The sequence below is a fragment of the Serratia sp. JSRIV002 genome (assembly GCF_019968725.1).
Classification (GTDB): domain Bacteria; phylum Pseudomonadota; class Gammaproteobacteria; order Enterobacterales; family Enterobacteriaceae; genus Chania; species Chania fonticola_B.
This window is the reverse complement of record NZ_CP074143.1, coordinates 4,940,389-4,965,025: the sequence shown is the minus strand read 5'-3', so window position 1 is coordinate 4,965,025 and position 24,637 is coordinate 4,940,389. Positions and strand designations below refer to the sequence as shown.

Here is a 24,637-nt window from a genome sequence, read left to right as displayed (position 1 = left end):
GGTCTGGGTGATGATTTAACGTGCTATCGATCACACTTGGTGTAATCGATTACACTTGAATTCGTTTATTTGTTCACATTTAACATCATGAATATGACATGTTAAACCATGGTTTAAGGTTGTCTGTTGGGCTTTTTATGTCTATTTGTGTAATCGCTTTCATTTTTGGGTGGCTAATGATTTGTCATAGCCGGAGGGATCGCGCCAGGTACTCAAATGGGTTGGCGGAGCTGGTTCTTCTGCTGCACGATATCGGCCATCACAGCCAGTGCGATCTCCGCCGGGGTTTTACTGCCGAGCGGCAGGCCGATCGGCGCATGGATGCGGCCGAGTTCCTGCGGGCTGAATTCGGCGATCTGTTGCAGTCGCTGGCGGCGGCGATCGCTGTTCCGTTGGGAACCCATCGCGCCGATGTAAAACGCCGGGGTGTAGATCGCCTCCATCAGGGTTAAATCATCCATACGCGGATCGTGGGTCAGCGCCACAATCGCGGTGTTGGCGTGGCAACCGCCTGCCTCAATGAATTTGGCCGGGAACTGGCGCAGCAAGGTGATATGCGGTTTGAGCTGCGTGGCGAAGTTTTCCAACGCTTCCGGGCGGTTTTCGCATACCAACACTTCAAAGCCGAGTGCGCTGGCAAAGTCGGCGCAATACAGCGCCACGCTGGAAAGCCCGGCAATCAGCAACCGAGGAGCGGCGGCGATGTGCAACTGGATCTCCTGTTGGTTGCGCACGACCTGGGTTGCGCTGGCAAAGCTGGTGGTTTCCAGTGCGCTACAGGCATTGGGCAAGGTCAGGTGTTTGATCAGGGCATGATGGCCAGCCAATGCCTCGGCGATATTGCGCAAGTAGCTAATGCTGGCAGGGCCTGCGGGCAGATGCTCGATCAATACGTCCAGCACGCCACCGCAGGGCAGCGCCACGCTGGGGGTTAGCCCGCCAGCGCCGTAGCGGATCACCTGGCTGGCGGCTTGATATTCTCCCTCCGCCAGACGGCGCAAAAAGTCCTCTTCCACGCAGCCACCGGATAACGATCCACAATAGTGTCCGTCGCGGGTCGCCACCATCAACGCGCCAGGTGAACGTGGTGATGAGCCATAAGTGTTCAATACGGTACACAGCCATACCGGCTGCTGTTCCAGCCAGTTGATGGCTTGGCTGACTACGGTGATATCAAGATGCTGCATTAATTAACGGACTCGTTGGCCACTAGCTGAGAAGGGAGATCGATATCTTGCACGATGCTCGGTTTATCGAGATGGAGCAGGTAGACCTGCCCGTGACTGCTTAGCAGTTCCCGCGCACCATTATCGCCACGTAACGCACACAGTTGTTTGCGCAAAATGGCGGTGAAACCCACCGGGTGCCCGGGCTGTTGTTGGAAACAGGGGCGTACGATGTCGTGTTGGCTAAGGGCTGCGGCAACCTGTACAAAGATCTGCGTTGAAACAAAAGGCATATCCGCCAAATGGATCAGCCAGCCGTCCCAGTCTGCCGTTGCGGCTACTCCGGCAGCAATTGACTCACCCAGACCACCGCTGGCCAGTAAGGTGCAGGGAACCTGATGCGCGGCACACACCTGTTGCACCGGCAGGTTTTCTGGCCGGGTGACGACCTGCACCGGTAAGCCGGAGGCTAGCGCCTGTTGCAGCGTATGTTCAAACACCGTTTTACCCTGCAATAGGGCATTCAGTTTGTTGCCACTGCCACCGGCCTGAATAAAACGCTCACCCCGCCCGGCGGCGGTAATTACGATACCTGTCGTCATCTTTTCTGCCCGCGTTTGCGCAAATCAGCCACACTATAGAGGCATTATATATTTCCAAGTGTTTCATTTTATGAAAACAAAATGTTAATGCTCACATAATTTTGGTTATAAGCTTATGATTATAACGTCTTCGGCAAGGTTACCCGCGGTTGCGCAACAAAACCGATAAAAAACGACTTACCTCCATCCTTCGGGGTACGGCGCTAATGCCCGCATCTGGATACCAGGGGTAAATAAGAACGTAAAGGATATTTTATGAGCAATTTCAACCCGTCACGACGCCGCTTTATCAAAGGTGCCATGATAGCGGGGGTGTCCGTCTACCTCGCGCCTCTTTACAGCCGCGCCTATGCCGCGTTGTTTGAGCAAAAGATCCTGCAATCGCCCAACTGGGATGCGCAGACTAAACGCATTCGCTACCGTATAGATGGCCGCTCCAAGGTCATGGGCCAGAAAGTGTTTGCCCGTGATATTCGTGCCGTTGATATGCCGCATTGGCCGCAGCAGCAGGCTCATGCCTTTATTCTGCGCGCCACTAAAGCCGATCGTCTGTTTACTGGCATCGATCTCTCCTTGCTGGGTGACGATCTGCAACCGGATCGGATAGTAACGGCGGAAGATCTTGAGCGTGACGGTTTGGCCTTCCCGGCGTTTTATGGCGATGACATGCTGCTGCCTACAGGGAAAACCCCAGCCTATCTCGGCCATGCGGTGGCAATCCTGATTTATCATGATTTTGCTCGTTTCCGCTTTGCCAAAGACAAGCTGAAATTCCACGACGAAGTGATCCAGTATGGTACTGAAACCGGCCCGTTACAGCGCGATCCTTGGGGCAGCTTCCGCTACGTGCGCGTCGGGGGCGAACAGCCATTCGATGACGATCGCTTCTCCAGCCTGAAAGACACCCCTATCTTCCCGCTGTCAATGCGCAGACATTTGCCGGTGTGGCCGGAAGGGCGTGAGGGCGGCAAGCTGGATCAGGAAGGCATGTATTACGCCGGGATGATTGCCGATCAGCTGCAAACCCCACCCCAGGACTGGTTGGTAATGTCACGCCGCTATACCACACAATCTGTTGATACTTCGGCCTTGGAGCCAGACAACGCCAACGGCTGGTTTGATACCGCCAGCCAGACCTTGCATCTGGTGATCCCGACCCAGTCCCCGCAGGAGGTGGCGGACGAAATGCCACGTATGTTGGCCAAACGTCATCAGCCGGTCAAACAGCTGATCCTGCACCCTTGTTACACCGTGGGCTACGGCTCAAAAGATCACTATAACTTCCCGTATTACGGTGCGGTTGCCGCGCTGTACGGTGACGGGCTACCGGTACGGCTGGCTAATGACCGCTACGAGCAGTTCCAGACCTCGATCAAGCGCCATGCCTTCGATATGGATTACCGCATTGCGGTAGACAAGCAGACGGGCATATTGCAGGCCTTCCAAGGGGCGATGACCGCCGACGGTGGTGGGCGCTGTAACTTTACGCCATCGGTGGTGATGGTTGGCGCGACGGCGGCACAGTCGATTTACTACTTCCCGAAAAGCGATCTTTCCTCTGTCGGGTTGGCCTCTCGTGCCATTGATGCGGGTTCCGCACGTGGCTACGGCACATTGCAAAGCATGGCCGCTACCGAGATGATGATGGATGAATTGGCACAAGAGCTGAAGCTCGATCCGATCGAATTTCGTTTGCGCAACGTGCTTAAGTCCGGCATGAAAAATACCCAGGGGGCGATCCCGGCAGGAGCCATTCGCGCCGATGAAGTGCTGGTAAAAGCCTCACAGCATGAGATGTGGCGCAAACGCGCCGAACGCAAGGCCGAGTTTGAGAGCCAATATCCCGGTAAGCGTTATGGCGTGGGTTTTGGGTGCGTGCAGAAAGACTTTGGCACTGGAGCCGAAACTTCCTTTGCTCGCGTGGAGTTCAGCGAGGACGGGCGTATCTCGCTGTATCACAGCGGGGCAGAAATGGGCACCGGCATGTCAACGTCGCAGTCGGTGCTATGTGCACAATGGCTGGGTAAACCGGCGGATGAGGCTCATTTCTCGGTGACCGATTGGTCCCTGTTGCCGATGGTGACCAGCGGCGATCCCTACACGATGTCGCAGGATGAGCAGGACAAGCTGCAAACCAATCCGAACTGGACGCCAAGCTACTGCTCACCTTCCAGCGCCAGCAACTCCGCTTACTATTTCTCGCACAGCACGCGCGAAGCGGCCCGGTTGGTGTTTGAACAGGGGCTGTGGCCTGCCGCGCTATCTATCTGGCAGTCTGGCATTGGTGGCGGCCAGGCGGCACCGCTGGTGGTGCGTAAAGAAGATGCTCGCTGGGTCGAGGGGGGGCTGACAGCGGCCGGTATGCAGATATTACCGTTTGAGCTGTTGGCGAAGAAAGCCTATCAGATGGGCAACCTGACTGGCGCAGTGGTGCACGTCTTCAACCGCTGGCAGTGGGCTGAAGCGGACTTCAAGCTGAATAATCGCAGCGAGCGCCTGCCTGTTGACGGTTTGTCGCTACGCATTGGCAACGGCGAATTCAGCACTCTGGCACGTGAGCAGGTTTATTACCCGCCAACCCAACGTAATAACGCAGCTGTGACCTATTACAGCGCCGTGGGTACGCTGGTAGAAGTGGCGGTAGATATCGCTACCGGCAAGGTTGAACTGCTAAATCATCATTCGATTATGGAGTGTGGCAACCTGATCGTGCCTGAGCTGGTTTCCGGCCAGCTACAGGGCGGTTTGGCGATGGGGATCGGCCATGCGCTGCATGAGTATTTACCGCTGTACGAAGATGGGCCGGGTAACGGCACCTGGAACTTTAACCGTTACCATTTGCCGCGTGCCAGCGATGTGGCTGTCTGGAAACAGACCGGTGACATCCTTCCTGCGCTCTCGGAAACCGATCCGCCGAAAGGGATGGCGGAAGTGGTCATGATCCCTGTGGTTGCCGCATTGGTTAACGCCATTGCCCACGCCACCGGTCATCGGTTCCGTGATTTGCCTGTTCGTGCCGAAAATATTCTTGAGGTGTTACCATGAGCATTAAAACCCAACCCATTACCCTGACCATTAACGGCAAACAATATGGTCCCATCGAGGTACCTGAAGGGCTGATGATGATCGATTTTCTGCATGAATATCTCGATCTGACCGGCTCACGTCTCGGCTGCGGGCAGGGTATCTGCCACGCCTGCGTGGCGATCCTCGACCATCCAAGCGGCACCAGCGAAGAAATCCGTACCTGTATCACCGGCGCTCACTTTTTCAATGGCAAACAGGTACGCACCATCGAAGGCGTTGCGCAGGTGGATAATCAGGGCGAAGTGGTTGAACTCTCGCCGATCCAGCAGTCGTTCCTCGATCACTACAGCTTCCAGTGTGGCTATTGCACGCCGGGCTTTGTCAATGCGGCCACCATCTTTGTCGAGAAGCTCAAGCGTGAGCCAATTCCGCGCGATCGGTTGGAAGGCGCGATTGAGCAGGCGTTGGAAAACCATATCTGCCGTTGCACCGGCTATGTCCGTTATTACGAGGCGGTGCGTGACGTGGTGTTGAAAACTCCAGGCCTGCTGAAGGAGACGGCGTAATGAAAAAACGTCTCGCATTGTTGATTGTGCTGATAGCGGCGATTGTCATCGCCGTGCTGTGGTGGCGAGAAAACCGCAGCTACGACGGCCCAGTCCAGCAGGTTACCGCCAGCAGTGAACAAATTGCCCGTGGGCGTTATCTGACGCAGGCTGCCGACTGTGCTGCCTGCCATACTGCCGCTGGTGGGGCACCGCTGGCGGGAGGCTATCCGCTGGATACTCCATTCGGCACCATTTATGGTAGCAACCTGACGCCTTCTGCCGATCAGGGTATTGGCCGCTGGACCAAGGATGACTTCTTCCTGGCGTTGACGCAGGGGGTGGCTCCGGGTGGCCGCCATCTGTATCCGGCGATGCCTTATACCTCCTACAAAGGCATTTCGCGCGAAGATGCGGATGCTATTTATGCCTATCTGATGTCGCGCCCGGCGGTGGACGTAGCCATTCCAGCCAACGATATGCCGTTCCCGTTCAACCAGCGGATGGCGCTCATCGGTTGGAATTTACTGTTCCGCAACAGCGATCCGCTACCCGCCAGTTCGCAGGGGAGCTCCGCCGAATGGCAGCGGGGGCGTTACCTGTCTGACGTACTTGGCCACTGTGGCGAATGCCATACGCCACGGGGCATGCTGGGGCAGATGGAAGTGAACAAGCCAATGCAAGGTGGCGATCTGGGGCGGTTTATCGCGCCGGATATCACGCCACAGGCTTTGGCTCAGCGCGGTTGGACACCAGAGGATCTGAGCCGTTTCCTCAGCACCGGGTTAGCGCCGCAGGGCTCGGCGTTTAGCGAAATGCACATGGTGGTCGATCTCAGCACTCGTCATCTGACGCCGGAAGATCATCGGGCGTTGGTGACCTACCTGATGGGCGATAAGCCACCGCAGCCTGTTGCCGTTAAAATCGGGCAGGGCAGTGATGCCGGGCGTATCACCTATCTCGACCAGTGTTCCGCCTGCCATGAGCGTGATGGTGCAGGTATACCGCATGTTGCGGTAGCGATGCGTGATAACGCCACGCTGCGCCAACCGGACGGCAAGAACCTGATCGTGTCGGTGCTGGATGGGCTACCAGCACAGCAGTTCCCCGGTAACGAAAGTATGCAGAGCATGCCGGGCTTTGCCGATCGTCTGGACGATGCGCAAATTGCCGAACTGGTGAATTACCTGCGTGTCACCTGGGGCGGGCTGCCGGCGGATATCACCGCCGAGCAGGTGAAGGCACTGCGTAAAGCCCATTAATGATGAAGAAAAACAATAGGCCCGCGTGCGGGCCTATTGATCGTCAACAATGATATCAGTGGGTATTGGTGGCGCTTACAGCACGTTGGCCACGCTGCTTGATGAAGTAACCGATGCCGAGAATGACGAGCCATACCGGGATCAGCAGCACGGAAATCTGGATCCCTGGTGTCAGATACATGATCACCAGAATACCGGCCAAAAAGGCCAGGCACAGATAGTTGCTGAACGGATACCAGAAGGCCTTGAACTTCGGCTCGACGCCTTCATGGTTTTTCGCCTTGCGGAATTTCAGGTGTGCCAGGCTGATCATCGCCCAGTTGATCACCAGGGCAGACACCACCAGCGCCATCAGTAATTCAAAGGCACGGCCTGGGATCAGGTAGTTGATCAACACGCACAGTGCGGTTGCCAGCGCTGAGAAACCGATGGCAACTACCGGTACACCGCGGCTATCCACTTTCAGCAGGGCTTTCGGGCCATTACCTTGTTTGGCCAAGCCGTACAGCATGCGGCTGTTGCAATAGACGCAGCTGTTGTAGACCGACAGCGCAGCCGTCAGGACCACGATATTAAGCACCGTTGCGACCATATTGCTGTTCAGCGCATGGAAGATCAGCACGAACGGGCTGCCGCCTTCGACTACTTTTCCCCACGGATAGAGTGACAGCAGAATAGTCAGCGAGCCGATATAGAACAGCAGGATGCGGTAGATCACCTGGTTGGTGGCTTTCGGGATGCTTTTTTCCGGGTTATCGGCTTCGGCGGCGGTAATACCCACCAGTTCCAATCCACCGAAGGAGAACATGATCACCGCCATCGCCATGAGCAGCCCCATGGTGCCATTCGGGAAGAAACCGCCCTGCGCCCACAGGTTGGTGACGCTGGCTTCCGGGCCGCCCAGGCCGCTGAACAGCAGGTAGGCACCAAAGGCGATCATGCCAATGATAGCGACCACTTTGATGATGGCGAACCAGAACTCCATTTCACCATAGACCTTCACACTCGACAGGTTGATGGCGTTGATGGCCAGGAAGAACACGGCAGCGGAGATCCAGGTTGGGATACCCGGCCACCAGTACTGCACGTAAATACCTACCGCGGTCAGTTCCGCCATGGCAACCAGCACGTACAGCACCCAATAGTTCCAGCCGGAGGCGAAACCGGCGAAGTTCCCCCAGTATTTATAGGCGAAGTGGCTAAAGGAGCCGGCCACCGGCTCTTCTACTACCATTTCACCCAGTTGACGCATGATCAGGAAGGCAATAAAACCGCCAATTGCATAACCAAGGATGACCGACGGGCCGGCCATTTTTATTGTTTGAGCGATACCGAGGAACAGGCCGGTACCTATTGCGCCACCTAAGGCGATCAGCTGGATATGGCGGTTTTTCAGGCCGCGCTTCAGCTGGTCGCCATGCTGTTGACCATCCATCAATGAAACCCTCTGTGCTGACATAATGCTCATTACCGTAAAGTAATGATTACGATGTGTGTTGTTTTTTGTTTACGACGTTATAGCTATAAATTCCACGGCGTCGCTACCGTTTGGCAGAGAATAATGGTATGTGCGAAAGTTTGCACCTGCTTTGTTGTTTGAATGATTAAGATTGCAGCAGTTTAGGCAACAAAATGCGGGTTGTGTGACGAGCGGGGGGATTGCGTGCACGAAATAAGCAATAACTCACAGAATTGGCAAAAATAATCGTAATTGTTGTTGTTTTTTTGTTAACGAGCGGGGTTCGGTAAGCGGTAATAAAGCGAAAATAACCCTTAATCTCCTTGCCATATAACCCGGGCATTGTTCTAACCAGAGGTTTCACAAAAGTTAAATTCGGCGGCTACCTCGTAAATGGTATTACCAACGCTGAGTTGCCGGTTTGCAAAGGCTTATGGATTGAAGTGTTAAAATGTGCGGCATTCATGATTTCGATCAAGGCCCATATGGACAGCAGGTGAATACTTTGTTACTTTACCGTCACGTTTTTGAAATTGGTATTACCAATTGACTCCGGGCACTTCGCAGAGAAGAAATCACCCATGGCCTACAGCAAAATCCGCCAACCCAAGTTGTCAGATGTTATCGAGCAGCAGCTCGAATACCTGATCCTCGAGGGTACGCTACGTCCAGGCGAAAAGCTGCCTCCAGAGCGCGAGTTGGCGAAACAGTTTGATGTTTCCCGTCCTTCTCTGAGAGAGGCAATTCAGCGTCTGGAAGCTAAAGGGCTGCTCCTGCGTCGCCAGGGAGGCGGCACCTTTGTACAAACTAATCTGTGGCAGAGCTTCAGCGATCCGCTGGCTGAGCTGCTGGCCGATCATCCTGAATCACAATTCGACCTGCTCGAAACCCGTCATGCCCTTGAAGGTATCGCTGCCTATTATGCGGCGTTGCGTGGGACTGACGAAGATCTGGCGCGCATCCGCGACTGCCATCATGTGATCCAGCAAGCTCAGGACAGTGGCGATCTAGACGCCGAAGCCGACGCGGTCATGCAATACCAAATTGCCGTGACCGAGGCTGCCCACAACGTTGTGTTACTCCATCTGCTGCGCTGTATGGGCCCGATGCTGGAACAGAACGTTCGTCAGAACTTTGAATTGCTCTACTCGCGCCGTGAGATGTTGGCAACAGTGAGTAGCCATCGCGCCGGGATCTTTGAGGCGATTGTGGCACGCGAACCTGAAAAGGCCCGTGAAGCCTCGCACCGCCATTTGGCGTTTATCGAGGAAATTTTGCTGGATCTCAGCAGAGAACACACCCGGCGTGATCGATCGCTGCGGCGTCTCCAGCAACGCAAGGATTAAGAGTGGTTCTCTTCAAGGCACACCAGCTTGTAGAGATAAAGCTCGGAGTGCTTAATTAAGTACTTAAGCGGCAACCAAACTGATGAGCCTGTCTTCGTGCGTTTTATAACAGAACGCACGAAGACAGGCTCCAAACAAACCATTAGACAGATAAGGAATACCACCATGTCAGAACGTTTAAACAATGACGTGGATCCGATCGAAACCCGCGACTGGCTGCAGGCGATCGAATCGGTCATCCGTGAAGAGGGTGTTGAACGCGCTCAGTTCCTGATTGATCAGGTGCTGGGAGAAGCCCGTAAGGGCGGTGTTAGCGTTGCAGCGGGTGCTGCGGCTAACAACTACGTCAACACCATCGCGGTAGAAGACGAACCGGCATACCCGGGCAACCTGGATCTGGAGCGTCGTATTCGTTCTGCCATCCGTTGGAACGCCGTGATGACCGTGTTGCGTGCTTCCAAGAAAGATCTGGATCTGGGCGGCCACATGGCTTCCTTCCAATCTTCTGCGACCTTCTATGAAGTCTGCTTTAACCACTTCTTCCGTGCTCGCAACGAGAAAGACGGCGGCGATCTGGTTTACTTCCAGGGCCACATCTCTCCGGGCGTTTATGCACGTGCCTTCCTTGAAGGCCGCCTGACCGAAGATCAAATGAACAACTTCCGTCAGGAAGTGCACGGTAAAGGCCTGTCCTCTTACCCGCATCCAAAACTGATGCCTGAATTCTGGCAGTTCCCGACCGTCTCCATGGGTCTGGGCCCAATCAGCGCCATCTATCAGGCCAAATTCCTCAAGTATCTGGAACACCGTGGTCTGAAAGACACCTCTGGCCAGACCGTTTATGCCTTCCTGGGCGACGGCGAGATGGACGAACCAGAATCCAAAGGTGCGATCACCATCGCAACCCGTGAGAAGCTGGACAACCTGGTCTTCGTCATCAACTGCAACCTGCAGCGTCTGGATGGCCCGGTAACCGGTAACGGCAAGATCATCAACGAGCTGGAAGGTATCTTCGCAGGTGCTGGCTGGCAGGTGCTGAAAGTGATCTGGGGCGGTCGTTGGGATGAACTGCTGCGTAAAGACACCAGCGGCAAGCTGATCCAACTGATGAACGAAACCCTGGACGGCGACTACCAGACCTTCAAATCCAAAGACGGTGCTTACGTGCGTGAGCACTTCTTCGGCCGCTTCCCGGAAACCGCCGCGCTGGTCAAAGATATGACCGACGACGAAATCTGGGCGCTGAACCGTGGTGGTCACGATCCGAAGAAAGTCTTTGCTGCACTGAAAAAAGCGCAGGATACCCAAGGCAAACCAACCGTGATCCTGGCCCATACCATCAAAGGTTACGGCATGGGTGAAACCGCGGAAGGTAAAAACATCGCTCACCAGGTGAAGAAAATGAACATGGAAGGGGTTCACCACTTCCGCGATCGTTTCAACGTGCCAGTGGCCGATGCTGACATCGAAAAACTGCCATACATCACCTTCGAGAAAGACTCCGAAGAGTACAAGTATCTGCACGAACGCCGTCAGGCGCTGCAAGGCTATGTACCAACTCGTCTGCCTAACTTCACCGAGAAGCTGGAAATGCCAGCTCTGGAAGATTTCAGCTCACTGCTGGAAGAGCAGAACAAAGAGATTTCTACCACCATCGCCTTTGTGCGTGCCTTGAACGTGATGTTGAAGAACAAGTCGATCAAAGATCGCCTGGTGCCAATCATCGCCGACGAAGCTCGTACCTTCGGTATGGAAGGTCTGTTCCGTCAGATCGGTATCTACAGCCCGAACGGCCAGCAGTACACCCCGCAGGACCGTGAGCAGGTGGCGTACTACAAAGAAGACGAGAAAGGCCAGATCCTGCAGGAAGGTATCAACGAACTGGGCGCAGCCTCTTCCTGGTTGGCCGCAGCGACTTCCTACAGCACCAACGATCTGCCAATGATCCCGTTCTACATCTACTACTCCATGTTCGGTTTCCAACGTATCGGCGACCTGTGCTGGGCAGCGGGTGACCAACAGGCGCGTGGCTTCCTGATCGGCGGGACTTCAGGGCGTACTACCCTGAACGGTGAAGGTCTGCAGCACGAAGATGGCCACAGCCATATTCAGTCTCTGACCATCCCTAACTGTATCTCCTACGATCCGGCTTACGCGTATGAAGTGGCAGTGATCATGCATGACGGCCTGGTGCGTATGTACGGTGACGCGCAAGAAAACGTCTACTACTACCTGACCACGCTGAACGAAAACTACCACATGCCAGCCATGCCACAGGGCGCAGAAGAGGGTATCCGTAAAGGTATCTACAAGCTGGAAACTCTGGAAGGTAGCAAAGGTAAAGTACAGCTGTTGGGCTCCGGTGCGATCCTGCGTCATGTGCGTGAAGCTGCGCAGATCCTGGCGAAAGACTACGGCGTGGGTTCTGACACCTACAGCGTAACTTCCTTCACCGAACTGGCGCGTGATGGTCAGGACTGTGAGCGTTGGAACATGCTGCACCCAACCGAAACCCCACGTGTGCCTTACATCGCTCAGGTGATGAATGAGGCGCCAGCGGTAGCGTCTACCGACTACATGAAGCTGTTCGCAGAGCAGGTTCGTACTTTCGTACCAGCCAGCGATTATCGCGTACTGGGTACTGACGGCTTCGGTCGTTCAGACAGCCGCGAAAACCTGCGTCACCACTTCGAAGTTGATGCTTCCTACGTGGTGGTTGCTGCTCTGGGTGAACTGGCTAAACGCGGTGACATTGAAGCTTCTGTGGTCGCTGATGCGATTAAGAAATTCGACATCAACCCAGAAAAAGTTAACCCGCGTCTGGCATAAGAGGTACTGAACAATGTCTATCGAAATCAAAGTGCCGGACATCGGTGCAGATGAAGTTGAAATCACCGAGATCCTGGTGAAGGTTGGCGATAAGGTTGAAGTTGAACAATCGCTGATCACCGTGGAAGGCGACAAAGCCTCCATGGAAGTGCCTTCGCCGCAGGCTGGCGTGGTCAAAGAGATCAAAGTGGCCGTCGGTGATAAAACCGAGACTGGCAAACTGCTGATGATCTTTGAAGCAGAAGGTGCGGCCGCTGCCGCACCAGCCGCCAAGGCAGAAGAAAAACCGGCCGCGGCTCCTGCTGCTGCCGCAGCCAAAGACGTTGAAGTACCGGACATCGGGGCTGATGAAGTTGAAGTCACCGAGATCCTGGTGAAGGTTGGCGATACCGTGACTGCCGAGCAGTCTCTGATCACCGTAGAAGGCGACAAGGCCTCTATGGAAGTGCCTGCACCGTTCGCTGGTACCGTGAAAGAGATCAAAATCAACACCGGTGACAAAGTGAAAACCGGTTCCCTGATTATGGTCTTCGAAGTGGCTGGCGCGGCTTCTGCTGCCCCTGCTGCTGCGGCTACCCAGGCGGCTCCGGCTGCTGCCCCTGCGGCAAGCGCGGCGAAAAACGTCGAAGTGCCAGACATTGGCGGCGACGAAGTAGAAGTGACCGAAGTGATGGTGAAAGTGGGCGATAAAGTTGCCGCTGAGCAGTCACTGATCACCGTTGAAGGTGACAAGGCTTCTATGGAAGTTCCGGCTCCGTTCGCGGGCACCGTGAAAGAAATCAAAATCGCTACCGGCGACAAAGTGAAAACCGGTTCTCTGATCATGGTGTTCGAAGTGGAAGGCGCTGCACCAGCACCTGCCGCTGCTCCGGCCCAGAAAGCAGAAGCTGCTCCGGCTCCGGCCAAGCAGGAAGCCAAAGCGGCTGCACCTGCCGCCGCCGCCGGTAAAGGCGAGTTCGCTGAAAACGACGCCTACGTTCACGCGACCCCAGTCATCCGCCGCTTGGCGCGTGAGTTCGGTGTTAACCTGGCAAAAGTGAAGGGCACAGGTCGTAAAGGCCGTATCCTGCGCGAAGACGTTCAGGCTTACGTGAAAGACGCGGTCAAACGCGCCGAAGCCGCTCCTGCCGCTACCGGTGGTGGCCTGCCAGGCATGTTGCCTTGGCCGAAAGTGGACTTCAGCAAGTTTGGTGAGATCGAAGAAGTTGAACTGGGCCGCATCCAGAAAATCTCTGGTGCCAACCTGAGCCGCAACTGGGTGATGATCCCGCACGTGACTCACTTCGACAAAACCGATATCACCGATCTGGAAGCGTTCCGCAAGCAGCAGAACGACGAAGCTGCCAAGCGTAAGCTGGACGTGAAGTTCACCCCGGTGGTGTTCATCATGAAAGCCGTTGCCGCTGCCCTGGAGCAGATGCCACGCTTCAACAGCTCACTGTCCGAAGATGGCCAGAAGCTGACGCTGAAGAAATACATCAACATCGGCGTGGCGGTAGATACGCCAAATGGCCTGGTGGTTCCGGTATTCAAGGATGTGAACAAGAAGAGCATCACTGAGCTGTCCCGTGAACTGATGGCGATCTCCAAAAAAGCGCGTGACGGTAAGTTGACCGCAGGCGAAATGCAGGGCGGTTGCTTCACCATCTCCAGCCTGGGCGGTATCGGGACTACTCACTTCGCGCCGATTGTTAACGCGCCGGAAGTGGCTATCCTGGGTGTCTCCAAGTCTGCGATGGAGCCGGTCTGGAACGGTAAAGAGTTCACGCCGCGCCTGATGATGCCAATGTCGCTCTCCTTCGACCACCGTGTGATTGACGGTGCTGACGGTGCGCGCTTTATCACCATCATCAACAACATGCTGGCCGACATTCGCCGTCTGGTGATGTAATGAAAAAAGGGCGCAGCATGCTGCGCCCTTAGTAATTCAGTAGCAGTTTTGTCGGGTTTTGCATGACTCGACAGAATTGTTGGGACACGGGTCACTCGAACACGCTTTGCAGATTATTAACAATTCTGTAAACTGCTCGCGGTGTATGCGTCCCGGTGGATGAAGGGCGTTATGAGATCGACTAGCAATAAAAATGACGTCTGACCCGCCGGACAAACAATTAAGAGGTCATGATGAGTACTGAAATTAAAACTCAGGTCGTGGTACTTGGGGCGGGCCCTGCGGGTTACTCTGCTGCTTTTCGTTGCGCTGACTTAGGTCTGGAAACCATTCTGGTTGAGCGTTACTCCACTCTGGGCGGTGTTTGCCTGAACGTGGGCTGTATTCCTTCCAAAGCACTGTTGCACGTTGCCAAAGTGATCGAAGAAGCCAAAGCGTTGGCCGAACACGGCATCGTTTTCGGCGAGCCGAAAACCGACATCGACAAAGTGCGCGTCTGGAAAGAGAAAGTCATCAATCAGCTGACCGGTGGTCTGGCTGGCATGGCTAAAGGCCGCAAAGTGAAAGTGGTCAACGGCCTGGGTAAATTCACCGGCGCCAACACGCTAGTGGTTGAAGGCGAGAATGGTGCTACCACCATCAACTTCGACAATGCCATCATCGCCGCAGGCTCCCGTCCGATCCAACTGCCATTTATTCCTCATGAAGATCCACGCGTGTGGGATTCCACCGATGCACTGGCGCTGAAAACCGTTCCAGAGCGCATGCTGGTGATGGGCGGCGGTATCATCGGCCTGGAAATGGGCACCGTATACCATGCTCTGGGTTCACAGATCGACGTGGTTGAAATGTTCGACCAGGTGATCCCGGCTGCAGATAAAGACGTGGTTAAAGTCTTTACCAAGCGTATCAGCAAGCAGTTCAACCTGATGCTGGAAACCAAAGTGACCGCGGTAGAAGCCAAAGAAGACGGCATCTATGTCACGATGGAAGGTAAAAAAGCCCCTGCAGAACCACAGCGTTACGACGCGGTGCTGGTAGCGATCGGCCGTGTGCCGAACGGTAAACTGCTGGACGCTGGCCAAGCCGGTGTAGAAGTTGACGACCGTGGCTTTATCCACGTCGACAAACAGCTGCGTACCAACGTGCCGCACATCTTCGCGATTGGTGACATCGTCGGTCAACCGATGCTGGCGCACAAAGGCGTGCATGAAGGCCACGTAGCTGCTGAAGTTATCGCTGGTATGAAGCACTACTTCGACCCGAAAGTGATCCCATCGATCGCTTACACCGAGCCAGAAGTGGCATGGGTAGGGATGACCGAGAAAGAAGCCAAAGAGAAAGGCATCAGCTACGAAACGTCCACCTTCCCGTGGGCAGCTTCAGGCCGTGCTATCGCTTCTGACTGTGCAGACGGTATGACCAAACTGATCTTCGACAAAGAAACGCACCGTATCATTGGTGGCGCGATTGTCGGCACCAACGGCGGCGAGCTGTTGGGTGAAATCGGTCTGGCGATCGAGATGGGTTGTGACGCAGAAGATATCGCGTTGACTATCCATGCTCACCCAACCCTGCACGAATCCGTAGGTCTGGCAGCAGAGATCTACGAAGGCAGCATCACCGATCTGCCAAACCCGAAAGCCAAGAAGAAGTAATTTCAGCGGTTGGTAAGGTTGATAAGCGGCTCCTGTAAAGGGGCCGTTTTTATTTGGTGAGTAGCGGATAAAAGGCCGCTCAAAGAGCGGCCAGTAGCTTACTTGTTCTGGAGTACGACGTTGAAGATCAGTTGGTTGCCGGAAACTGACCAGCCGCCTTTGCTGACGCCAAACACCGAACCCAGTACAATGAGCAGGATAATGAGTGTTCTCCCTTTCATTGCGCGTTCCTTGTGGAACCACGACCACCGCGACTTCACCGGGAAAGCCCCAGTGGAACAAGCGCTCGATAGCGCCTGTATCGCAGTAGTTGCAGCACTGTTCTCAAGCCCGATGACCGGCTGCTAAACCGGCAGAACAGACCCAAAATCAGAGTACATAAAACAGCGTTTTTTTGCATCAGATCGGTTGATTTTTTAACCAAATTTACGCACAATGGCCTTGCTCGATAGCGCTTGTATCGTTCTTAACGATGTAAGAAATCCGTTCGGTGCCTGCTAACACTGCACGGATACAAAAGAACCGTCTTTATGGCGGTTTTTTTGTGCCTTGAGCCGGGGGATTGGCGAGTCCCTGATAAAAGGCCGCTCAAAGAGCGGCCAGTAGCTTACTTGTTCTGGAATACGACGTTGAAGATCAGTTGGTTGCTGGAAACTGACCAGCCGCCTTTGCTGACGCCAAACACCGAACCCAGTACAATGAGCAGGATAATGAGTGTTCTCCCTTTCATTGCGCGTTCCTTGTGGAACCACGACCACCGCGACTTCACCGGAAAAATCCCGGCGGAACAAGCGTTCGTCAGCGCTTGTATCGCAGTAGTTGCAGCACTGTTCTCAAGCCCGATGACCGGCTGCTAAACCGGCAGAACAGACCCAGAATCAGGGTACATAAAAAAAAGGGTTTTTGCATCCCGATGGTTGATTTTTTAACCAGATTTACGCACAATGAACCTGTTCGTTAGCGCTTGTATCGTTCTTAACGATGTAAGAAATCCGTTCGGTGCCTGCTAACACTGTACGGATACAAAAGAACCGTCTTTATGGCGGTTTTTTTGTGCCCAACGCCTGCCAATTTCTCCCAACTCTATCGATAACCATTGTAAAAGTATGGACGTTATGTTGTGCTCATTGGGCTGAGATTGCTGTTGTGCCGTATCGAACCCGAGCCCGTCCCGCCTGCTTTGCAGCCGATTACGCTGCGGTCAACGATTCAGCAAAGATTTAATGTTGCTTTTATGTGAACGAATTAACAACCGATTCAAATCCTGATATGCTGGCTGGGCGGAACCGGGCACTGTACCTTACTTACAGTCCAGGATATCGACAGCAGTGCCCCGTCAAATATCGCCGTGCGCTAAACCCGGTTTGAATATAAAACGCCAGGCACAATAAATGACAATGAGAGCGAGGAGAAAGTCGTGCTAGAAGAATACCGTAAGCACGTGGCCGAGCGTGCTGCAGAGGGCATCGTCCCTAAGCCATTAGATGCGACACAAATGGCAGCGCTGGTTGAATCATTAAAAAATCCGCCAAAAGGCGAAGAAGAATTTCTGTTAGACCTGCTGATTAACCGTGTGCCACCGGGCGTCGACGAAGCCGCCTATGTCAAAGCAGGTTTTCTGGCAGCCGTTGCCAAAGGCGAAGCCACTTCCCCCCTGGTTACCCCCGAAAAAGCCATTGAACTGCTAGGCACCATGCAGGGCGGTTACAACATTCATCCGCTGATCGAGGCGTTGGATAACGAAAAGCTGGCACCGATTGCTGCCAAGGCGCTTTCCCATACGCTGCTGATGTTTGATAACTTCTACGACGTAGAAGAGAAAGCCAAAGCCGGTAACCCACACGCCAAGCAAATCATGCAGTCTTGGGCCGATGCCGAATGGTATCTGTCCCGTTCACCGTTGGCGGAAAAGATCACCGTGACCGTGTTCAAAGTGACTGGCGAAACCAATACCGACGATCTGTCACCCGCTCCAGATGCCTGGTCACGTCCAGATATCCCACTGCATGCGCTGGCGATGCTCAAAAGCGAACGTGAAGGTATTTTCCCGGATCAACCGGGTAGCGTTGGCCCAATCAAGCAGATTGAAGAGCTGAACAAGAAAGGTTTCCCGCTGGCCTACGTCGGTGACGTGGTCGGTACGGGGTCTTCCCGTAAATCTGCCACCAACTCGGTGCTGTGGTTTATGGGTGACGACATCCCCTACGTGCCGAACAAGCGTGGCGGCGGTGTGGTGCTGGGCGGCAAGATTGCGCCAATCTTCTTTAACACCATGGAAGATGCAGGCGCGTTGCCGATCGAAGTGGACGTCTCCAACCTGAACATGGGCGATGTGATCGACATCTTCCCGTATAAAGGCGAAGTGCGTAACCATGAGACCGGCGAACTGGTTGCCAGCTTCGAGCTGAAAACCGATGTGTTGCTGGATGAAGTGCGTGCCGGTGGCCGCATCCCACTGATTATCGGCCGTGGCCTGACCACCAAGGCGCGTGAAGCGCTGGGCCTACCGCACAGCGAAGTGTTCCGTATTGCCAAGCCGGTAGCGGCTAGCAGCAAGGGCTTCTCGCTGGCGCAGAAAATGGTGGGCCGTGCCTGTGGCGTTGCTGGTGTTCGCCCTGGCGAATACTGCGAACCTAAGATGACCTCGGTAGGTTCACAAGATACCACTGGCCCAATGACCCGTGACGAGCTGAAAGATCTGGCTTGCCTGGGCTTCTCTGCCGATCTGGTGATGCAGTCGTTCTGTCACACTGCCGCGTACCCGAAACCGGTAGACGTCACGACTCACCATACGCTGCCAGACTTCATCATGAACCGTGGCGGCGTTTCGCTGCGCCCTGGTGATGGTGTGATCCACTCCTGGCTGAACCGTATGTTGCTGCCGGATACCGTTGGTACCGGTGGCGATTCCCACACCCGCTTCCCGATCGGCATTTCCTTCCCGGCCGGTTCTGGTCTGGTAGCCTTTGCTGCCGCGACCGGCGTGATGCCGCTGGATATGCCTGAGTCGGTGCTGGTGCGCTTTAAAGGCAAAATGCAGCCTGGTATTACCTTGCGTGATTTGGTGCATGCTATCCCTTACTACGCGATCCAGCAGGGCCTGTTGACCGTAGAGAAGAAGGGTAAGAAGAACATTTTCTCTGGCCGCATTCTGGAGATCGAAGGTCTGCCGGAACTGAAGGTCGAACAGGCGTTTGAGCTGACCGATGCCTCTGCAGAACGTTCCGCTGCCGGTTGTACCATCAAGCTGGACAAGGCACCGATTGCCGAATATCTGAGCTCCAACATCGTGCTGCTGAAGTGGATGATCTCCGAAGGTTATGGCGATCGCCGTACCCTGGAGCGCCGTATTCAGGGGATGGAAAAATGGCTGGCGGATCCGCAGTTGCTGGAAGGCGATGCGGATGCGGAATATGCCGCAGTGATCGAAATCGATCTGGCTGATATCAAGGAGCCAATCCTGTGTGCGCCGAACGATCCGGACGACGCGCGCCTGCTGTCCGACGTGGCCAACAGCAAGATCGACGAAGTGTTTATCGGTTCTTGCATGACCAACATCGGCCACTTCCGTGCGGCAGGTAAACTGTTGGATCAGCATAAAGGCCAACTGCCAACCCGTCTGTGGGTGGCTCCGCCAACCAAAATGGACGCAGCGCAACTGACTGAAGAAGGCTACTACAGCGTCTTTGGCAAGAGCGGGGCGCGTATCGAGATCCCTGGCTGTTCACTGTGTATGGGTAACCAGGCACGCGTAGCGGACGGTGCGACCGTGGTTTCCACCTCGACCCGTAACTTCCCGAACCGTCTGGGTACCGGAGCCAACGTTTATCTGGCTTCTGCAGAGCTGGCAGCAGTGGCATCACTGCTGGGCCGTCTGCCAACGCCTGATGAGTATCAGACCTATATGGCACAGGTCGACAAGACGGCGGCGGATACCTACCGCTACCTGAACTTCGACCAGTTGACCCAGTACACGGAAAAAGCCGACGGTGTGATCTTCCAAACTGCGGTGTAATTCGGTACTGAGTTAGCATCATCACGGGGAGCCTTTGGGTTCCCCGTTTTTTTGTGATCGACCCCGGCTTTTATTGATATTAACTGATTGATTAATCTTGATTTGATGAAACCATTACTCTCAGGCTAATAAACCATCCCCCTGCTTGATTGATGGCGCTCTCCTAGACTCTTACTCTAACCGTACTGAACAGAACCAAGTAAACCCAGGAGGTTGAGGTATGTCGCTTCATCAAAGCCCCACGCGCGTTTGGGATACCCGGCGGCAGGAAAAAAAACGCCGTATCGCGAGTGTGCAAGGGCAGTCGCAGGGCAAAGTGATCCCCACCGCCGATCTGACCAGCGTGCTGGAAAAACTGCTGGTTTCTGGCGATCGGGTGGTGCTGGAAGGTAATAACCAGAAACAGGCCGATTTTCTCTCCCGTATGCTCGCCGAGGTCAACCCCGCCAAGGTCCACGATCTGCATATGATTATGCCAAGCGTTGGCCGCGCCGAGCATCTGGATATTTTTGAAAAGGGCATCGCCCGCAAGCTCGATTTTGCTTTCTCTGGTACCCAGAGCCTGCGCATTTCCCAACTGTTGGAAGATGGGCAGCTCGAAATCGGTGCCATCCACACCTATATAGAACTCTATTCCCGCCTGTATGTGGATCTGGTGCCGAACGTGGCGCTAGTGGCGGGGTTCAAGGCCGATTGTCATGGCAATCTGTACACCGGGCCAAGTACCGAAGATACCCCGGCACTGGTGGAGGCCACTGCGTTTAAAGACGGCATCGTCATCGCTCAGGTCAATGAACTGGTTGATGATGAAACTGACCTGCCGAGAGTTGATATCCCCGGCTCCTGGATCGATTTTGTCGTGGTGGCAGACAAGCCGTTCTTTATTGAGCCGCTGTTTACCCGCGATCCGCGCCTGATCAAACCGGTGCACGTGTTGATGGGGATGATGGCAATCAAAGGCATCTACGCCAAACATCAGGTGCAATCGCTGAACCACGGTATCGGTTTCAACACCGCCGCCATTGAATTGCTGCTACCTACCTATGGCGAGCAACTGGGTCTGAAGGGCAAAATCTGTAAACACTGGACCCTGAACCCGCATCCAACCCTGATCCCGGCAATTGAAAGCGGCTGGGTGGAGACCGTGCACTGTTTTGGCGGTGAGCTGGGGATGGAGAATTATATCGCCGCCCGCCCGGATATTTTCTTTACCGGTAGCGACGGTTCCATGCGCTCCAACCGTGCGTTCTGCCAGATGGCCGGTCAGTACGCCGTAGATATGTTTATCGGTTCAACCTTACAGATCGACGGTATGGCCCACTCTTCTACCGTGACACGTGGTCGCCTATCCGGTTTTGGCGGCGCACCGAACATGGGGCACGATCCACACGGTCGTCGCCACGCTACGCCTGCCTGGCTGGATATGATCGAAGAGCCGGATCCGTTGGCTCGTGGCCGCAAGCTGGTGGTGCAAATGGTGGAAACCTTCCAGGCGGGGGCCAAACCGACCTTCGTAGAAAAACTCGATGCTGTCGATGTGGCGCAAGAGTCTGGCATGCCGCTGGCACCGGTGATGATTTACGGCGATGACGTCACCCATGTGCTGACCGAAGAGGGCATCGCTTATCTGTATCGTGCACGCTCGCTGGAAGAGCGCCGCGCCATGGTGGCAGCGGTGGCCGGTATCACCGATATCGGGCTGGGTGTGGACGCTAAACGCGTGGCCGAGCTGCGCCGCGAAGGCAAAGTGGTGTTCCCGGAAGATCTCGACATTCGCCGCACCGATGCTTCGCGTTCTTTGCTGGCCGCAGGCAGCGTAGCGGATCTGGTCGAGTGGTCCGGCGGCCTGTATAACCCGCCAGCGAAATTCCGGAGCTGGTAATGAAACTTTCCTCCTGTTTACTCGCTTCTGATGCGGATTTGGCTGCCGCGCGGTTGGCGGAGTTTGCCACGCAGGCGCTAGTGGATGAGGCGCGCCTCAGCCCGAAACCAGGTCTGGTGGATGCACGGGGTTCCGGTGCGCATCAGGATCTGACATTGGCGTTGATGGTGCGTTCCGCCCACAGTCTGACGCCGGTCTTCTACCGGCTGGCGATTGCCGGTTGGCAGCGTCCGGCAGATAGTGCGTTGCGTCAGGAAGTGGGCCGGATTGGCCGGGAAGGCGAACAGCGGATGATGGCTGCCACTGCCGGTGTTAATACACATCGCGGGGCAATCTGGGCGATGGGCCTGCTGGTGACGGCGGTAGCCATGCAAGGGGGGAACGCAACGCCATCCAGCAGTTGCACATTAGCCGCTCAGTTGGCGCAGTTGCCGGATCATGCTAGCCCGAAGGTGTTCAGCAAAGGCTTGCGAGCCACTCAACGTTATCAGGTACCCGGCGCGCGGGAGGAGGCCCAGCAAGGTTTCCCGCATGTGATGCAACGTGCGCTACCGCAGCTGTGGTACAGCAGGAACCAGGGGGCCAGTGAGCCAGCCGCGCAGATTGATGCCTTGATGGCCATCATGACCACCCTGAGCGATACCTGCGTGCTGTCGCGCGGTGGGTTAACGGCGCTAAAAGCGATGCAGCAAGGGGCAGCCGAGGTACTGCATGCCGGAGGGTATCAACATCCGGCAGGGCAGGCGGCGTTGGCCAAATTGGAGCAACGGCTATTGGCGAGCAACGCTTCACCCGGTGGCGCGGCCGATTTACTGGCTGCGGCTCTGTTCCTCGATCGGGCTACGGCCCGCTGAATAATCAATCCAGAGGATGTTATGGAACATATCGATTTGAGTTATCCGGCCAGCATTACGCTGCCGGGTAAGGCACTAACCGGCGTCGTGGGCTCCGGTGACATGGAGGCTCTGTTTGAACCTGCGGCTGACGGCACGCTGACGGTGGCAATCAAAACCTCCGTAGACGGTAGCCGGCAGCGCTGGCAGCACCTGTTTGAACGCCTGGCCTCGTTGCGCGATTTACCTGCCGGGCGGTTAGAGATTAACGACTTCGGCGCTACGCCGGGAGTGGCTCGGCTGCGTATTGAACAGGTATTTGAGGAGGCCGCCCATGCGTGATGATCTCAGCTTTATCGAACTCAGCGCCCGGGAGCGCGCCCGCAATTTGCTGGACAGTGGCAGTTTCCGTGAGCTGTTGGGGCCATTTGAGCGTATTACTTCTCCCTGGCTGGAGCCGCAGGGCATAGTCACCCAGGCCGATGACGGCATGGTGGTTGCTAAAGGCACCATTGACGGTAAACCGGCAGTGGTGGTGGCGGTAGAAGGGGCGTTCCAGGGCGGCAGCATGGGGGAGGTTTCCGGTGCCAAGATGGCCGCGGCCCTGGAACTGGCAGCAGAAGATAACCGCAACGGCATTGCGACTCAGGCAGTCTTGCTGCTGGAAACCGGTGGCGTGCGTTTGCAGGAGGCCAACCTGGGGCTGGCAGCGATCGCGGATATTCATGCGGCGATTGTCGATCTGCGCCGCTACACCCCGGTGGTGGGTATTATTGCCGGTACCGTGGGCTGCTTTGGCGGGATGTCGATAGCGGCGGCTTTATGCAGCTATCTAATCGTCACCCGTGAAGCGCGCCTGGGCTTAAACGGCCCACAGGTCATTGAACAGGAAGCCGGTATTGAAGAGTACGATTCCCGCGATCGGCCTTTTATCTGGAGCATGACCGGTGGCGACGTGCGCTATCGCAGCGGCTTTGTCGATGAAGAAGTCCCGGATGCGCTGCATGCGGTCAAGGCGGCGATGAAAGGTTGTCTGCAACGCGGCGTGCCTGTTCAGCACCGTTCCGACAATTATCACTACTACTTGCCGAAACTGTCGCAGTTCGACACCCGCCAGCAGGCGGATTCGGCGGTCATTGCTCAACTGTTTGCTGCGGAGGATCGGGTATGAGTACGTCATCATCAAGCCGTGGAGAATATTGGTTCTCTTTGCTGACGGCGGGGGCCGAGCAGCGCCAGGGGCAGTGCGCCTCGATCCGGGTTGCGGACGCTGAACTAGAGGGCCAACCGGTGCGTTTTATCGCCGTGGTGCCGGATGCAAATAACCATTACCCACGCGCTGCACGCGGCGAAGTAGGATTGCTGGAAGGTTGGACGTTAGCCCAGGTAGTCAGTGAAGCAGTCGCGGCTGACGTGGGTAAAGTACAAAAGCGCGCCATCGTGGCGGTGATCGATGTGCCGAGCCAGGCCTACGGGCGCCGGGAAGAGGCCTTTGGTATTCACCAAGCCTTGGCCGGTGCGGCCGGGGCTTATGCCAAGGCTCGGCTGGCAGGCCATCCGGTGATTGGTTTAATCGTGGGTAAAGCCATGTCTGGCGCGTTTCTGGCGCACGGCTATCAGGCCAACCGCTTGATCGCCTTCAACGATGCAGGCGTGATGATCCATGCGATGGGCAAAGAGTCTGCGGCGCGCATCACGTTACGTTCCGTTGAGGCGCTGGAGAAACTGGCAGCAACCATTCCACCGATGGCTTATGACATCGAGCATTACAGCTCGCTGGGCCTGCTGGAACAGTTACTGGATATCCGTGACCCGCTGCAGGCCAGTGAGCAGGAACTTAATCTGGTACGCCACGCACTGATCCAGGCGATCGCCAAAACTCGCCGTGAAGGGGGTGGATTAACTAACCGCCTGGGAGCAGACAACCGCCATAGCTCTTCGCTGGTGCGTGAACGTATGCGCGCAGAGTGGTAATGCCACGTTAGCCATTTTTACGTCAGAGTTCAGGAACAAAATACTACCCGCCGGGAGGGCGCATATGATGCGTTCCGATCCGGCATAAAGCTTCACCTGCATATAACAATATAACTAATACCATCGCACCTGATCTGACTGATTTTTC

The 24,637-nt window shown here is 55.5% G+C and carries 18 protein-coding genes; 13 read left to right on the top strand and 5 right to left on the bottom strand.

The features are described 5' to 3' along the window. Window positions 1–212: 212 nt before the first annotated feature. Together KGP26_RS23285 and KGP26_RS23280 are read right to left on the bottom strand one after the other, a co-directional pair. Window positions 213–1,187, bottom strand: coding sequence for an XdhC family protein (locus KGP26_RS23285; protein ID WP_021806277.1), 975 nt, complete (start codon window positions 1,185–1,187; stop codon window positions 213–215). Further along, complete coding sequence (locus KGP26_RS23280) at window positions 1,187–1,768, bottom strand: NTP transferase domain-containing protein (RefSeq protein WP_021806276.1); 582 nt, start codon at window positions 1,766–1,768, stop codon at window positions 1,187–1,189. Before KGP26_RS23280 ends, KGP26_RS23285 begins: the two co-directional genes overlap by 1 nt. Before the next feature lie 255 nt (window positions 1,769–2,023). Between KGP26_RS23280 and KGP26_RS23275 the strand changes: the two genes are divergently transcribed. Genes KGP26_RS23275 through KGP26_RS23265 form a run of 3 tightly spaced genes read left to right on the top strand, consistent with a single transcriptional unit; the run spans window position 2,024 to window position 6,602 of the window. Further along, the gene (locus KGP26_RS23275) at window positions 2,024–4,813 is read left to right on the top strand and encodes a xanthine dehydrogenase family protein molybdopterin-binding subunit (protein ID WP_223664661.1); all 2,790 of its coding nucleotides are present in this window, start codon (window positions 2,024–2,026) and stop codon (window positions 4,811–4,813) included. Next, a complete protein-coding gene (locus tag KGP26_RS23270) occupies window positions 4,810–5,361 on the top strand; it encodes a (2Fe-2S)-binding protein (RefSeq protein WP_021806274.1) in 552 nt (183 codons plus the stop codon). The genes KGP26_RS23275 and KGP26_RS23270 overlap by 4 nt, the downstream gene beginning before the upstream one ends. Further along, window positions 5,361–6,602, top strand: a complete 1,242-nt coding sequence (locus KGP26_RS23265) for a cytochrome c (RefSeq protein ID WP_059201745.1) — start codon at window positions 5,361–5,363, stop codon at window positions 6,600–6,602. The genes KGP26_RS23270 and KGP26_RS23265 overlap by 1 nt, the downstream gene beginning before the upstream one ends. Window positions 6,603–6,657: 55 nt before the next feature. Here KGP26_RS23265 and KGP26_RS23260 read toward each other — a convergent pair whose 3' ends face one another. Continuing rightward, on the bottom strand, window positions 6,658–8,037 hold the full coding sequence (locus KGP26_RS23260; protein ID WP_021806272.1) for an amino acid permease: 1,380 nt from the start codon (window positions 8,035–8,037) through the stop codon (window positions 6,658–6,660). 605 nt (window positions 8,038–8,642) lie between these two features. Between KGP26_RS23260 and pdhR the strand changes: the two genes are divergently transcribed. From pdhR to lpdA, 4 genes are all read left to right on the top strand, one after another. After that, complete coding sequence (gene pdhR, locus KGP26_RS23255) at window positions 8,643–9,407, top strand: pyruvate dehydrogenase complex transcriptional repressor PdhR (RefSeq protein WP_021179689.1); 765 nt, start codon at window positions 8,643–8,645, stop codon at window positions 9,405–9,407. Window positions 9,408–9,572: 165 nt separating this feature from the next. After that, window positions 9,573–12,236 carry a pyruvate dehydrogenase (acetyl-transferring), homodimeric type gene (aceE, locus tag KGP26_RS23250; RefSeq protein ID WP_021179690.1) on the top strand — a complete coding sequence of 888 codons (2,664 nt, stop codon included), beginning with the start codon at window positions 9,573–9,575 and terminating at the stop codon, window positions 12,234–12,236. Window positions 12,237–12,249: 13 nt separating this feature from the next. Further along, a complete protein-coding gene (gene aceF, locus KGP26_RS23245) occupies window positions 12,250–14,127 on the top strand; it encodes a pyruvate dehydrogenase complex dihydrolipoyllysine-residue acetyltransferase (RefSeq protein ID WP_021806271.1) in 1,878 nt (625 codons plus the stop codon). Between the two features lie 233 nt (window positions 14,128–14,360). Beyond that, on the top strand, window positions 14,361–15,785 hold the full coding sequence (gene lpdA / locus KGP26_RS23240) for a dihydrolipoyl dehydrogenase (protein ID WP_021806270.1): 1,425 nt from the start codon (window positions 14,361–14,363) through the stop codon (window positions 15,783–15,785). Window positions 15,786–15,883: 98 nt separating this feature from the next. On the opposite strand, the gene KGP26_RS30335 is transcribed toward lpdA, so the two are convergent. Beyond that, window positions 15,884–16,006, bottom strand: a complete 123-nt coding sequence (locus KGP26_RS30335) for a hypothetical protein (protein ID WP_256461542.1) — start codon at window positions 16,004–16,006, stop codon at window positions 15,884–15,886. A 386-nt stretch (window positions 16,007–16,392) separates the two neighbouring features. Further along, the gene (locus KGP26_RS30330; RefSeq protein ID WP_021179693.1) at window positions 16,393–16,515 is read right to left on the bottom strand and encodes a hypothetical protein; all 123 of its coding nucleotides are present in this window, start codon (window positions 16,513–16,515) and stop codon (window positions 16,393–16,395) included. A 687-nt stretch (window positions 16,516–17,202) separates the two neighbouring features. Between KGP26_RS30330 and acnB the strand changes: the two genes are divergently transcribed. The 6 genes from acnB (at window position 17,203) to mdcE (ending at window position 24,489) form a co-directional block, all read left to right on the top strand. Further along, window positions 17,203–19,800, top strand: coding sequence for a bifunctional aconitate hydratase 2/2-methylisocitrate dehydratase (gene acnB / locus KGP26_RS23235; protein WP_021179695.1), 2,598 nt, complete (start codon window positions 17,203–17,205; stop codon window positions 19,798–19,800). Window positions 19,801–20,020: 220 nt separating this feature from the next. Next, complete coding sequence (gene mdcA, locus KGP26_RS23230) at window positions 20,021–21,682, top strand: malonate decarboxylase subunit alpha (RefSeq protein WP_094981433.1); 1,662 nt, start codon at window positions 20,021–20,023, stop codon at window positions 21,680–21,682. Further along, a complete protein-coding gene (locus KGP26_RS23225; protein ID WP_059201742.1) occupies window positions 21,682–22,536 on the top strand; it encodes a triphosphoribosyl-dephospho-CoA synthase in 855 nt (284 codons plus the stop codon). The genes mdcA and KGP26_RS23225 overlap by 1 nt, the downstream gene beginning before the upstream one ends. 21 nt (window positions 22,537–22,557) lie before the next feature. Then, window positions 22,558–22,857 (top strand): malonate decarboxylase subunit delta, encoded by a 300-nt coding sequence (locus KGP26_RS23220; RefSeq protein ID WP_021806268.1) that lies wholly within the window; start codon window positions 22,558–22,560, stop codon window positions 22,855–22,857. Continuing rightward, window positions 22,850–23,686, top strand: a complete 837-nt coding sequence (locus KGP26_RS23215; RefSeq protein WP_021806267.1) for a biotin-independent malonate decarboxylase subunit beta — start codon at window positions 22,850–22,852, stop codon at window positions 23,684–23,686. Before KGP26_RS23220 ends, KGP26_RS23215 begins: the two co-directional genes overlap by 8 nt. Further along, the gene (gene mdcE / locus KGP26_RS23210; RefSeq protein WP_223664660.1) at window positions 23,683–24,489 is read left to right on the top strand and encodes a biotin-independent malonate decarboxylase subunit gamma; all 807 of its coding nucleotides are present in this window, start codon (window positions 23,683–23,685) and stop codon (window positions 24,487–24,489) included. Before KGP26_RS23215 ends, mdcE begins: the two co-directional genes overlap by 4 nt. Window positions 24,490–24,637 lie beyond the last annotated feature (148 nt).

Coding starts and splice junctions, on each gene's coding strand:
- KGP26_RS23285 (WP_021806277.1), bottom strand. CDS start 1,187: ATGCAGCATCTTGATATCACCGTAGTCAGCCAAGCCATCAACTGGCTG.
- KGP26_RS23280 (WP_021806276.1), bottom strand. CDS start 1,768: ATGACGACAGGTATCGTAATTACCGCCGCCGGGCGGGGTGAGCGTTTT.
- KGP26_RS23275 (WP_223664661.1), top strand. CDS start 2,024: ATGAGCAATTTCAACCCGTCACGACGCCGCTTTATCAAAGGTGCCATG.
- KGP26_RS23270 (WP_021806274.1), top strand. CDS start 4,810: ATGAGCATTAAAACCCAACCCATTACCCTGACCATTAACGGCAAACAA.
- KGP26_RS23265 (WP_059201745.1), top strand. CDS start 5,361: ATGAAAAAACGTCTCGCATTGTTGATTGTGCTGATAGCGGCGATTGTC.
- KGP26_RS23260 (WP_021806272.1), bottom strand. CDS start 8,037: ATGGATGGTCAACAGCATGGCGACCAGCTGAAGCGCGGCCTGAAAAAC.
- pdhR (WP_021179689.1), top strand. CDS start 8,643: ATGGCCTACAGCAAAATCCGCCAACCCAAGTTGTCAGATGTTATCGAG.
- aceE (WP_021179690.1), top strand. CDS start 9,573: ATGTCAGAACGTTTAAACAATGACGTGGATCCGATCGAAACCCGCGAC.
- aceF (WP_021806271.1), top strand. CDS start 12,250: ATGTCTATCGAAATCAAAGTGCCGGACATCGGTGCAGATGAAGTTGAA.
- lpdA (WP_021806270.1), top strand. CDS start 14,361: ATGAGTACTGAAATTAAAACTCAGGTCGTGGTACTTGGGGCGGGCCCT.
- KGP26_RS30335 (WP_256461542.1), bottom strand. CDS start 16,006: ATGAAAGGGAGAACACTCATTATCCTGCTCATTGTACTGGGTTCGGTG.
- KGP26_RS30330 (WP_021179693.1), bottom strand. CDS start 16,515: ATGAAAGGGAGAACACTCATTATCCTGCTCATTGTACTGGGTTCGGTG.
- mdcA (WP_094981433.1), top strand. CDS start 20,021: ATGTCGCTTCATCAAAGCCCCACGCGCGTTTGGGATACCCGGCGGCAG.
- KGP26_RS23225 (WP_059201742.1), top strand. CDS start 21,682: ATGAAACTTTCCTCCTGTTTACTCGCTTCTGATGCGGATTTGGCTGCC.
- KGP26_RS23220 (WP_021806268.1), top strand. CDS start 22,558: ATGGAACATATCGATTTGAGTTATCCGGCCAGCATTACGCTGCCGGGT.
- KGP26_RS23215 (WP_021806267.1), top strand. CDS start 22,850: ATGCGTGATGATCTCAGCTTTATCGAACTCAGCGCCCGGGAGCGCGCC.
- mdcE (WP_223664660.1), top strand. CDS start 23,683: ATGAGTACGTCATCATCAAGCCGTGGAGAATATTGGTTCTCTTTGCTG.